Origin of the sequence: Mesorhizobium sp. WSM4989, from assembly GCF_029625795.1 — a bacterium.
GTDB lineage: Bacteria > Pseudomonadota > Alphaproteobacteria > Rhizobiales > Rhizobiaceae > Mesorhizobium.
In genome coordinates this window covers 159,725-172,067 of the sequence record NZ_JARTVN010000005.1, presented here as the reverse complement: position 1 = coordinate 172,067, position 12,343 = coordinate 159,725, and the positions used below count along the sequence as shown (strand labels likewise).

8 protein-coding genes and 1 pseudogene are annotated in these 12,343 nt (G+C 57.8%); 7 read left to right on the top strand and 2 right to left on the bottom strand.

The window, feature by feature from the left end; all coding sequences use genetic code 11:
- Positions 1 to 44 precede the first annotated feature (44 nt).
- From sctV to P9217_RS29115, 3 genes are all read left to right on the top strand, one after another.
- Positions 45 to 2,108: a type III secretion system export apparatus subunit SctV gene (gene sctV, locus P9217_RS29125; protein ID WP_063169272.1), complete on the top strand. Its 2,064-nt coding sequence runs from the start codon at positions 45 to 47 to the stop codon at positions 2,106 to 2,108.
- A gap of 53 nt (positions 2,109 to 2,161) precedes the next feature.
- Positions 2,162 to 2,704 (top strand): tetratricopeptide repeat protein, encoded by a 543-nt coding sequence (locus P9217_RS29120; RefSeq protein ID WP_082826568.1) that lies wholly within the window; start codon positions 2,162 to 2,164, stop codon positions 2,702 to 2,704.
- A gap of 894 nt (positions 2,705 to 3,598) precedes the next feature.
- Positions 3,599 to 4,069 (top strand): MucR family transcriptional regulator, encoded by a 471-nt coding sequence (locus P9217_RS29115; RefSeq protein WP_024505385.1) that lies wholly within the window; start codon positions 3,599 to 3,601, stop codon positions 4,067 to 4,069.
- A gap of 228 nt (positions 4,070 to 4,297) precedes the next feature.
- Here P9217_RS29115 and P9217_RS29110 read toward each other — a convergent pair whose 3' ends face one another.
- Together P9217_RS29110 and P9217_RS29105 are read right to left on the bottom strand one after the other, a co-directional pair.
- On the bottom strand, positions 4,298 to 4,510 hold the full coding sequence (locus tag P9217_RS29110; protein WP_008874821.1) for a cold-shock protein: 213 nt from the start codon (positions 4,508 to 4,510) through the stop codon (positions 4,298 to 4,300).
- A 1,543-nt stretch (positions 4,511 to 6,053) separates the two neighbouring features.
- Positions 6,054 to 7,175 (bottom strand): DUF418 domain-containing protein, encoded by a 1,122-nt coding sequence (locus tag P9217_RS29105; RefSeq protein WP_063169274.1) that lies wholly within the window; start codon positions 7,173 to 7,175, stop codon positions 6,054 to 6,056.
- A gap of 751 nt (positions 7,176 to 7,926) precedes the next feature.
- On the opposite strand from P9217_RS29105, the gene P9217_RS29100 reads away from it, so the two are divergent.
- The 4 genes and pseudogenes from P9217_RS29100 (at position 7,927) to P9217_RS29085 (ending at position 11,666) form a co-directional block, all read left to right on the top strand.
- Positions 7,927 to 8,385, top strand: a complete 459-nt coding sequence (locus P9217_RS29100; RefSeq protein ID WP_224570033.1) for a response regulator transcription factor — start codon at positions 7,927 to 7,929, stop codon at positions 8,383 to 8,385.
- A 244-nt stretch (positions 8,386 to 8,629) separates the two neighbouring features.
- Positions 8,630 to 9,062, top strand: a pseudogene (locus P9217_RS29095) (helix-turn-helix domain-containing protein); the annotation flags it as partial.
- Between the two features lie 619 nt (positions 9,063 to 9,681).
- Positions 9,682 to 10,341 (top strand): response regulator transcription factor, encoded by a 660-nt coding sequence (locus tag P9217_RS29090; protein WP_024505389.1) that lies wholly within the window; start codon positions 9,682 to 9,684, stop codon positions 10,339 to 10,341.
- Positions 10,338 to 11,666, top strand: a complete 1,329-nt coding sequence (locus tag P9217_RS29085) for a HAMP domain-containing sensor histidine kinase (RefSeq protein ID WP_063169275.1) — start codon at positions 10,338 to 10,340, stop codon at positions 11,664 to 11,666. The genes P9217_RS29090 and P9217_RS29085 overlap by 4 nt, the downstream gene beginning before the upstream one ends.
- Positions 11,667 to 12,343: the final 677 nt, after the last annotated feature.

Below are 12,343 nucleotides of genomic sequence, written 5' to 3'. Positions count from 1 at the left end.
GCGTAACAGCAGAGTAAGTCTCAACCGATTGCAAAGGTGTCTCGATGGCCAACGTCCTGCGTGACTTCATCAAGCGTGCGCCGGCCAGCCCGGATTTAATGGTTGCGTTGATGCTGCTTCTGGCTGTCGCGATGATGGTCATGCCTATCCCGGTCGTGGTGGTCGACGCCCTGATAGGATTCAATATGGGGTTGGCCATACTGCTGATGATGGTTGCCCTGTATGTCAGTACTCCACTTGATTTTTCCTCTTTGCCCGGCGTTATTTTGATTTCCACTGTATTCCGTCTCGCGCTCACGGTCGCAACGACGCGACTGATCCTGGCCGAGGGGGAGGCCGGCAGCATTATTCATACTTTTGGCGATTTCGTCATTTCAGGCAATATCGTGGTGGGTTTCGTCATATTTCTGGTCGTCACCATGGTGCAATTCATGGTCCTCGCGAAGGGTGCCGAACGGGTGGCAGAAGTGGCGGCGCGTTTCACGCTGGATGCTCTGCCGGGCAAGCAAATGGCGGTCGACGCAGAGCTACGCAACGGCCACATCGATGCCAACGAATCCCGCCGGCGGCGCGCCGAATTGGAGAAGGAAAGCCAACTCTATGGCGCGATGGACGGCGCGATGAAATTTGTGAAGGGCGATTCCATCGCCGGGCTGGTGGTTATCTGCATCAACATGCTGGGTGGAATTTCGATCGGCCTGCTCTCCAAGGGCATGTCCTTCGGCGAGGTACTGCATCACTACACTCTGCTGACGATAGGCGATGCATTGATATCGCAGATTCCGGCCCTTCTGCTCTCCATTACTGCGGCGACCATCGTCACCCGTGTGACTGGGACGGCGAGGATCAACCTCGGTACAGAAATGGTCAGTCAGCTCACGGCCAGCACTCGAGCCTTGCGACTGGCGGCCGGCGTCCTGGTTGTAATGGGGTTCGTTCCTGGGTTTCCCCTCCCCGTCTTTCTGATGCTGGCCGCAGTGTTCGCTGCGGTAAGCATTGTCAAGGCTGATGTGCTGGGCGCCGGCACTGCCGATGCGAAAGGTGGAACTGCAGCGGAGCCTAAGCAAGCCGCGCCTGCGAAGGAATTCCCGATCGCATTTTTTCTAGCGCCAGATCTTATGCAGGCGGTCGATCAAGCCGAATTGCAAAAACATATTGGGCGCGTTTCGCTCCTGGTCACAGCCGATCTGGGCATTATCGTTCCTCGCATCCCTGTCTTGGTTGACGAGCAGCTGCCTGAATCGCAATTCCGAATTGATGTCGAGGGCGTGCCAGTCGAACAGGACGCCTTAGATCCAAACCAGATGGCGCTCCGAGCCGATGTAGCGCACGTCGACTCGAGCGGTGTCCCCCTTAGACGTGAGCCGAAAACGGACAGACTCCCGGTTGAACATACCCCTGCAAAGGCCCTTACGGGCGCCGGCACGGAGCATAGGGCTCCCGGCGAACTCCTCGCCTTGCGCGTCCATGCAGCGTTGACCCGCTACGCACCGCGATTGGTGGGCATCCAAGAGACCCGACATTTCCTGGGCCGAATGGAGCAGGAATATTCTGAGCTTGTGAAAGAGGTGCTACGCACGACGCCGATTCCTCGGATTGCCGATGTTCTGCGCCGCCTCCTGGAGGAAGGTATCCCAATCCGCCACACCCGTCTCGTGTTGGAGGCATTGGCCGAATGGAGCGAGCGTGAGCAGAACGTTGCCCTGCTGACGGAATATGTCCGTTCTGGTTTGAAGCGACAGATCTGCCACCGCCATGCCAACACGGAGGGCATCGTGTCCGCCCTGGTCGTCGAGCGCGAGAGCGAGGATGTGATGCGTGGCGCGGTTCGAGATTCGGATGCAGGCCCCTATCTCGCACTGGAGGATCGGCAAAGCGAAGCGATGCTATCACAGATACGTCAGGTCCTTTCGAACGCAGAACCGGGTCAAACCCGCCCTATTCTGTTGACGTCGATGGATGTCCGACGTTTCGTCCGCGGCTTTCTGACGCGAAACGGGGTTGATCTCGCCGTGCTGTCTTATCAAGACCTCGCCTCCGACTTTACAATTCGCCCCGCAGGATCCGTCACACTCCCGCACGGATCGAACAGCGGATTGTTAGAGTAGTCCCACCTTTCCTAACTGAACGCCACGCGCCTCCCCGATAACTGAGAGATAACATGAATAGTAATACAGTTTCTCCATCGCCTATGTTTCTGCGCCGGAACTCACTTCTTTTTGCCGTACTCGCCATTCTGCCTTTGGGCGGTTGCGCCAGCTGGCAAAAGCCGGCTCTTTCCGTGCAGGAGACATCTTCCCCCGAGTTGCTCAGCGCCGATCAAATCGATCCGGCTATGCGCGAACGCATTTTGCGCGAAGTTGGTCAGGATGTTCAAGAGCGGGCTTTGCGGGATGAGGTGAAGCAGCACCCGGACAATGTTGATGCGGCGATACGACTTACAAATGCCTTGGTGGGCCAGAAGCGCCCGCACGAAGCGGTTGAGGTGCTCGACAGCGTCTTGGTTGCAGCCCCAGGAAACGTACGTGCATTGAATGCGAAGGGCGTGATTTTGGACATTGAGGGGCGGCATGACGCGGCACAGGCCCTGTATCGGCGAGCTCTCGAAAACGAGCCAGGCAATCAGATGGTGCAGCATAACTTCAATCTGTCGCTTGCCTTTAACGGCAAGTCCGAACAACCAAGGTTAGCACGATCGCAATAGGTGGGCACAGTGCATGCGCAGCCTGTTCCCCGGCTCGAACACGCGCTCGGCTCCCATCATAGATGGCCCCCTGAAGAGAGCCATATCTATGCAAAACAGTTGCTCCAGATCTGGCCGGCAGAGATCGGCAGGAGAGCCGGATGACATCACGCGGCCACCCGCAAGGCCACCCGCCTCGCTTCGTTGCCAGAGCGCCCTCTCCCTCGCCGGTCACCGTCTCGCAATGCGGCGACCTGGCTTAAGGCGGTCGACCGAGCGCCCGATGCAGTAGCCATGAATACGTAACGCAGCGATGGACCCGCCGGATCGTGTCGCGCTTGTGCTGGCCGTCCCTGCCATTACAGCACGGTGATTGTAGCTGGATCATATTCTAGAGGCATCGATGGTGTGGATGCCTTCGATCCAAACAATCGATTTGTTGAATTCGTCCGCCTGAGGAAATTAGCTGCGGCGATCCGACTTCCGACGCCTGCAGGCGCAAAACCAACAGCGTGAGCGCTGCGGGTCCGGAGGCAGGCTGCAAAGTGCAATCACCAGCGCTGATAAGCGGCAAGTGAAGAATGTATCGCTCGGGCAACTCCTGTGTTGTGCACGGTTGCCCCGCGAGGTGAACTGTAGCAGCTTGGCAGCTCAGCGTTCACGAAAGGAGAAAAGATTTGGGGCCAAGCAAAGACCGGCTTTTTTGATTGTCTTGCTGTATCGCTATGGTGGGGCGGGCGCGACCGCTCCCATAATTCAATACGCTGCCTTTAGCGATGGACGATGACGGGATGCGTCGCCGAGACTTCAATGGTGGAGGAGCAGCGCACCCGTCGATCCATTTGCTTTCAGCGGCAACCGCCACTATGAAGCGACACTTCGCCCAACTGTGTTTCAAGCTGCCCGGAGAAGTTTATGACAGAAGAACCCCACAAGACCGACATCCTCATCGAGCTCACTGCCGATGTTGTATCAGCCTACGTCTCCAACAACCCCGTCCCGGCGGGGGAGCTTCCTGCCCTGATCGCCCAAGTGCACGGGGCTCTAAACGGCACGGCTGGACTCATACCGGCAGAAGAGCCTGTGCCTGTAAAAAAACCTGCTGTCCCGATCAAAAAGTCGATCGAACCGGACTACATCATTAGCCTTGAAGACGGCAAGAAATTCAAATCGCTAAAGCGCCATCTGGCGACGCACTATGGTCTGACCCCAGACGAATATCGCGCCAAATGGGGTCTGCCGTCGGATTATCCCATGGTGGCGCCGAATTACGCCGCTGCGCGCTCCGCCTTGGCCAAGACCATGGGACTCGGCCGCAAACCGAAAGAGCCGGAAGCCCCAGCCACGGCGCCGGCGAAACGGACCCGCAAGAAGGTCGCAGCCTAAATCCGTATCAACAGTCGTTCGGACGCGCAGCAGCCGTTGGCCCAATCTGCGCGGAATCAAAGGGCGGGGATGAGCCCCGCCTTTCCCGTCCAAGAGCCTCATTTCCAGAGTAATTCATGATGGCTCCAGCAATCCCTGCCGCGGCATTAACTTGCATGCTCCGGCCCGGGTTTCGAGCCGTCAATGCGTTCCGGCGATGACGAACCTTGCCAAGGCTTTCCCGGACCGTTAGCCAGCCTTGCTGAGGCTGCCTGCAGAGGACTTTCCCGTGCGGCGATCCTGTTCCACCTCGTAGTTGATCTTCTGGCCCTCATTAAGGGTCGACAGGCCCGCTCGTTCAACAGCGGAAATGTGGACAAAGACATCCTGACCGCCGTTGTCAGGCTGAATAAAACCAAAACCCTTCGTGCTGTTGAACCACTTCACCGTTCCAGTCGCCATATCCATTCCTTTGTAATAAGTCGCAACTTAGGCAGGCCATTCACGCCAGCCTGATTTGTACACGAGACTTTAGGCGCATCAAAATCGGAAAATTGCAAGGCCCACTCGATCGCCTGATCTCCAGCAGCAACTGCAACATATGCGAGGCGCGTGCCAGACGAGGCGTATGCCAGACGTTTCGTCGTGCGCTGTCGCTCGAACGTTGACAGAAACAATGACACACCTTGCAAACTCGGCACATCTTGTGGACGTGCTCGGGTCGCTTCTCGACTGCGATACCCGCTCCTGACCGGGTATCGTCGGCCAAAATGAGAGTTTTTGTCATGTGCCGCCAGACCGAAAGATCAGGCGCGCAGCGACCTGCACATTCAAACCGGAACCCGCGAACCTCGATTAGCTTCTGCCTGCTCCGAAGGGCGGTAGCCTGCTCTGAGGCGGGCCACTGTCGGGTTGAAAACCAACTGTCGGGTTCGGAACCCCAGATTGTCGGCAAGGTACGCGCCGCCCACTGGTTGGCCAAAGGGGCACTGGCTCCTGATCCTGCCGCCATGCTCGCCCGATCTCAACCCGATCAAGACAGGTCTGCTCAAAACTCAAGGCGCGGCTGCGGAAGAAGGCGGCCAAAACTTTCGACGCTCTCTGCGGAACTCTCGGCGATATCTGCCAGCTGTAGGAGCCAAATCAAAAACCATTAATTGCGACAGGTGATTTTATGACATTCATTGCGAAGAGGCCAGAATGAACAGCGGAAGAGAGTAGCAGCTCTCTGGTCGCGGCGAGGTGGATCGTCGACACGATCGGCACCTGGCCCGTGCGGGGATCGCACCGCAGCCAGCACCAGAGCCAGACCTTGACCGCTTGCCTTGCTCAGGCGCCACAACAACGAGTGGCTGGAAGCAGATCCACGTGAACTCAGCGATATCGATCAGACGATGCTTACCCTCATGAAAGCCGATCCCGACGCTGTCCAGCGCCGCGAAATCCTGACCAGCATATGGCGCATCGGATGCCACCGCCTGCACACTCACCATCGACATGCCGGAACTCGGAACCAAAGGCCGCAAGCCTCGCCGGCCTCGGCAAAATGGAGCGGCCGCGCCTTCATCCGGGGCGGCCGGGCCAATGTTCGCCAGGCCCTCTACATGCCCGGCCCTTCGCCCTGCGCTTCAACCCCGACCTCAAGGCAAAATACCAGGCGCTAAAGGCGGCAGGCAAACCCGCAAAGGTCATCATCTTGTTGCGAAAGCTCCTCATCCTAGCAAACGCTCTCCTCAAGGCGCAGCGAAAATGGCCCCTAAAACCCTTGACCGAAACGGATACCTTAGCCTTTCAGGTGAGGCGGGCCGAGATAGACCAACCGCGGGTTTAACTTCGCGAGTTTAAGCTGATTATGCCGATGCAACTCTAGCGCCTGCGCGACCGTTTTAGCTTCCATCAACAAGGCGGCAGGCTGGGAGGAAGTACCCTCCCCTGCCGCGAACAAGCTTTGGACAAAGCCCCACCTTGTCCGTAATGTGATCGGGAGGCCGGGGCGCGGCGGTGCTCAGCGGATGTGACGCGCGAGATCTGCGACCCTACCCATCAGCACTTCCATCGGTCCTCGCTGGAAGATGCGCAGCCAAAGCACCGCAAAAGTGCTGATAACCACAACGAAGCCAAAGAGCGTGGACAGGCTCTCGTCTTTGAAAATGTTTATCTTCATAAGATAGGCTATTCCCGCAATGTGCAGCACATAGGCCGTCAAAGACATCGAGCCGACTGCGATTATTGGCCAGACCAGCTTTCGCAGACGCGGGAGCGCATCCACAGCGAGCATGCAAGCCGCCAAGATGATCATTGCGCAACCGGTGCTGCCCACGATCGAAAGCGTCGTTTCGCTATGAGGTGCGGCTATCCATGACGACTTGACTATAAATGACGACTTGGAAGGCTCAAAAGCGCCGTCAACGTCAGACCACCACAAGGAGGTTTCAGTCAAAGCGCGGGAACTCAGCGCGAGCAAGGATCCCCCATGGCCCAACACGGCCAGCGCGACCCCCGCCAGACCAAGGCGCCAATGCGCTGCTAGCGTATTAAGATTAAGGCGCGCGATGGCCATGCCAGCGATGAGGAAAGGAACCCAGGTCACCGCGGGATAGTAGCCGTTGACCATGAGGTTGAAGACCGGGTCGAGGAGGTTGGGGGCAACCGACAGAAGGGAGGAACGGACTTGCGGGAGAACTAATGCCGTAGCGGCAGCGATCAAGCCCAGCTGATATGCGCTGAGCCGATGGAGCGGCAATACCAACAAGAAGCAAATTCCGTAGTATTCTAGGATGACTTCGACCTGGGTACCGAGGCAGCCCAGGATTGAGCCAAGCGCGAGCAAAACAAGGGCACGAATTGCGACTCTGGCGATGGCCTGTCTACCGGCTATCCCCGACTTCGGCGCCTTGCGACCTGTAATCAGGAGGATTGAAAAACCGGCCAATACGGCAAACAGGGCCGACGGCCGCCCATGGGTTAGTTCCATCAGAAACCCGACTAGTCCTCCTTCGCCGGGGTCGGGACCGAGATGGGCGGCATACATCCCGAAGACAGCCAGGCCCCGAGCGAGGTCGATGCCGACCAGCCGATCTACTACCGACCCATTCCTAGCGTCGGCAACCGGTGCCTTCATTACCATGGTAGATTCCCTTGTTGGGTGTGTGGATCGCGGGAGCCGCGATAGGAGAGCCGGTCGGCTGCTGCCGTCGCCTCGTGAAAGGGTTCAAAACATCGCGCCATCTGGCGCATCGAGCCGGCGACAGAGCTGTTCAGCCATTAGCCTGGGGTAAGAACAACAGATCGGCTCACAAAGCCTGTGTCACGGACCTGAAAAGTGGTGTCGCGGAACCGTCGTTTTTTGCATGATGGCTAAGCCGAGAGATCCACTGCACCGACGAGAGACTCAGCGACGTTAGATATCCGATCAGTACGCCGCGGCTCCGCCGGTGACGATCACCCCGGGTGTCAAGGCCAGGGCGTAAACCTGCCATAATCTGTGGTAGTGCGCCCGCGACCAATCCGTTCGACAAAGCTCGGCGCATGGTCGAGCCAATCATATTCTTCCATGTGGCTGTTGCCTGAAAAACCGAAGACGCCGTTCGCTGGTCCAGCTCCAGACCTCGGCCTGCGTCGGTCATTAGAACCGGCGCGCCTGTTTCCCAAATCAATTTGCTGATGCAGCCGCCGGGGGTCACATTGAGCAAAAGTGCCGAGTTCAGGACGGGTTTCATAGGGGCTCTTCGTTTGGCTTTGTTAACGACCCCTTTCTTGCAAGTTGTAGCTGACAGCAGCCTGAAAGCTCCCCAAATAATTCGCTGCCGCCGGTTCAGCCTATTGTCAGCTTCGACCAATAAGATGGGAGCCTTGCCCTCATACCGGAGCTCGGCAGCATGATGCGAATACTGCTCACTGAAGACGATAAGGACCTTGGAAGTGCTATGCACGATCATTTGGTGGCTGGTGGCCACGCGGTCGACTGGGCCAAGAACCTGTCCGAAGCGCGCGATTATGCAGCTGTGGTCGGCTACGACCTTATTTTGCTCGACGTTCACCTGCCGGACGGCAATGGGATCGACTATCTGCGGGAGCTGATCAAGGAACTTGAATCGGCACCGGTCATCATTCTGACAGCCTGCGATCGGATTTCGCATCGCATCGAGGGCTTCAACGCTGGAGCCGACGACTATTTGGTCAAGCCGTTCGATCTGGGGGAACTCTCAGCGCGTATCCATGCAGTGGCACGTCGCCATGGGCATTTTCCGGAGCCGCAATTTTCGGTTGGGACGCTTTCCATACAGGCAGCCGAGCGACGCCTCTTCCGCGACGGGCAGGAGGTCTACCTGACTTGACGCGGATGGGCGGTGCTCGACTACCGTCTGCCCCAGCCCTGCACGGTCGTTTCAAAAGGGAAGATCGTGGACGCGCTTTTCGGCAGACGGCGCTGATTCATACTCTAAAAGAAAATTCGGCTTCCAGTTGCCTTGGCCATGACTTTCCTTCCCGAGAGATGGGTGACAGTTCATTCCGGATAGATGGGTTACACTTTCGGCCCTTTGCAAGGAGAGCAAGGTGCCTTGGAAGGAGTGTAACGTCATGGAAGAGCGGCTGAAGTTCGTCGCCCGGCTGCTGGACGCGAGAAGATGGCGGTGCTTTGCCGGGAGTTCGATATCTCGCGCAAGACCGGCTACAAGATCCTCACGCGCTACAACGACAGCGGCCTGGAGGGCTGACGGACCGATCGCGGCGGCCCTATCGCCACGCCAATCAGCTTCCGTTTCAAATCGAGAAGCTGATTGTGCGCCTCAAGCAAGACAAGCCGACATGGGGTGCGCCGAAGATACGCGAGCGGCTGGCCCGGCTGTATCCGGATGTGCACCGGCCCGCGATCTCGGCCGTGCATGCCGTGCTCGACCGCCACGGCATGGTCGAGCGCCGCAAGCGCAGGCGCAACAGGGCGACGGGGACACCACTTTCAAACGGCTGTCGCCCTAACGATCTTTGGTGTGCCGACTACAAGGGCGAGTTCGGCAGAGAACACGGCCGGGACAGGGGATCACAAACACTTGACCGTTCCAGACCCTGGCAGTGGCGCATCGATTGACCGTTGGCTCTGTTCGTGGGCACCGAAAATAGGGCCTTCTTGGTCCTCGGCAGAGAATATGGCCCGGACGGGGGATAACAAACACTTGACCGTTCCAGACTCTGGCAGTGGCGCATCGATTGACCGTCGACTCTGTTCGCGAGCGCCGAAAATACGGACGACCCCTATGGTCAAAGTGCACTTCTGACCTGCTAGGCACTGTTCGATAACTGGAGGCACCCGCTACGGTGCCCTCGTATTTAAGACACCTGTCAGTTTCAAGCCTGGACATTGACGCGTGGCGCGGCTGCCATTCGTTGACCGCCACGTCGAATTGCCCGCCAACCAGTGTACAGCCGCCGGTGGTCACATTGAGCAAAAGTGCCGAGATCAGGAGGGGTTTCATAAGGCCTCTTCGTTTGGCTTTGTTAACGACCCCTTTCTTGCAATTGTAGCTGACAGCAGCCTGAAAGCCCCCAGATATTCGCTGGCGCCGGTTCAGCCTACTGTCAGCTTCGATCAATAAGGCAGGAGCCTTGCCCTCATACCGGAGCTCGGCAGCCTGATGCGAATACTGCTCATTGAAGACGACGACGACCTTAGAAGTGCTGTGCACGATCATTTGGTGGCTGGTGGCCACGCGGTCGACTGGGCCGAGGGCCTGTCCGGAGCGCGCGGTCATGCAGCTGTGGCCGGCTACGACGTTATTTTGCTCGACGTTCACCTGCCGGACGGCAATGGCATCGACTATCTGCGGGAGCTGATCAAGGGGCTTGATACAACGCCGGTCATCATTCTGACAGCCCGCGATCGGATTTCGCATCGCATCGAGGGGCTCAACGCTGGCGCCGACGACTATTTGGTCAAGCCGTTCGATCTGGGGGAACTCTCGGCACGCATCCGTGCAGTGGCACGTCGCCAAGGGCATTTTCCGGAGCCGCAATTTTCGGTTGGGACGCTTTCCATACAGGCAGCCGAGCGACGCCTCTTCCGCGACGGGCAGGAGGTCCACCTGTCTGGACGCGAATGGGCGGTGCTCGACTGCCTTCTACGCCGGCCCGGTTCGGTCGTTTCAAAGGGGAGGATCGAGCACGCGCTTTATTCATTCAATTCGGAGTTCGAGAGCAACACAGTGGAGGTTTATGTCAGCCGGCTCCGCAAGAAGATCGGCGGGGATAGAATAGCAACCGTGCGTGGCTCCGGATACAGGCTCGTGGTCACATGACGAACTCGAACAGCATGACGAGAAAGCTGATATCGTGGTTAGGCGGGGCAACGCTCCTGGTTTGGATCGCCGCCCCAACCATTGCTGCGTTCATTTTTTGCAATAATGTAAACGAAAGTTCGGATGACTTGCTCCAGGGGAGCGCAGAGTACAGAGAACCAGAGCTGATCAAGGTCTTGAATGGAAAACACGTTGATCAATACAATAACCACTTGCCAACTTATGAAAAGTACTGGACCTATCGTGAGCAGGTTATTAATAAGTACGGGGTAGTGCTTATTTCTGAACCGGAAGAGGGTCAGCAGCCCTTCCCTGATGCTCCCCTGAGTAACGGCTTTTGGCGAAACGCTGATTACCGCGTCTACACAGAGGAGATCCAAGACGGCGTGTATCATCAGTTGGCCGAACCGCTTGATGGCCGCCGTACCACAATCGCGAAGGGCGCACTTTTTGTCTTCCTTCCGACACTCGTGCTCCTGCCCTTTAGCTTAGCTGTTTGGTGGATCGTGATCCGGCGCTCGCTGCGGCCAATCGAGGTACTGCGACAGCAGATCGGATCGCGCGACGGCGGCAATCTGTCACCAATGGACTTGGGCGATTTCCCGGCAGAGTTGGCTCCAATCGCGGCATCCGTCAATCGGCTTCTCGATCGTCTGCGGGCGGCTCTCGAGGCCGAACGCGAGTTCGCCGCAAACAGTGCGCATGAACTGCGCACGCCGATCGCAGGTTCAATCGCTCAGATGCAGAGATTAGTGGCCGAGCTTCCCAATGGGTCGGCCAAAATGCGTGCGCGCGGCATCGAGCAAGCGCTGTCGAGCCTTGGCCGCCTTGTCGAAAAAGTGCTTCAGCTCGCTCAAGCCGAATCGGGGGTTGGCATGGCGGATCACGCGATCGATCTTGTCCGATCGGTTCGGCTGGAAATCGATGACCTGAGGAAAAAGCCGCAATATGCCGGACGCCTGCATCTTAACGTCGACGGCTGCCCCACTTTGATGCGCAAAGTGGATGTCGATGCGTTTGGGATCCTCCTTCGTAACCTGATCGAGAATGCGCTGATACATGGACTGCCCACTGTTCCGACAACAGTTTCCGTCCAAACTGATGGAACCATCGCTATTGCAAACGCCGGACCGGTGGTGCCCCTCCCCGACCTCGAAGGGCTTACAAAGCGATTTAGTCGTGGTGCTACTCCTGCTGCGGGCTCAGGCCTTGGTCTACATATCGCTAACATGGTTATCCAGCGGATCGGTGGCAGTCTAGAGCTTGCGTCGCCCGCCCGCGGTCGCAATGATGGTTTCGAGGCGATCATACGAATTCCTCAATGACACCGGTGAATTCGACGACAGTTGGACACAGGGCGGATTGCTGGCAAGGCTGCTGACAGGGCGAACTGTACGGCAGTATGTATACGGCGTAGAAATCGTACTTCACACAACGCATTTCGGCCGCGGCAATCAATGCCGCTATCATCGTCTGAGCAGTTCGATCGAAGCGACACGACATGATCGGCAAAATCGAAGGCTCCGCCTCACCGCTCGCTCGATTTCGCCCGGGGAGAAAAAAGGCCATCCGAGAAAGTGCAAGCCGCCGCGCAAAGGCGACGTGTCCAATTGTCTGGGTGCCCCTGTGCGCCGGCCCGATCGGGTTGGCGCAGGTCCAGTAAGGACCCGGACCAACCATTCCATTTAGACGACCGGCAGGTTTTAATCGGCGTCCGGATCGCCGTCCCAAAATGCCCCAAGTATACGGCTAGAAAGGCTGCCAACGATCGAGCTTTGGTCGGAGGCGTGCTTGTCAGCGTCTTGGGTGCTTGACCGGCCTTTGCAATGGCCATCGCCATCGCAAGTATCGTGCGTGGCCAGTGAGACCGCAATTTCATCAGCCTGGAGCCGACCGTATCGGTGCTTTTTTATGATTTAGGGATTTTTCGTTTTCCTCTTGGATCATCACGGGTTTGGAGAGGATCTGGTGTTAAGTGCCATTCGGAGCGCCGGCGAACGGC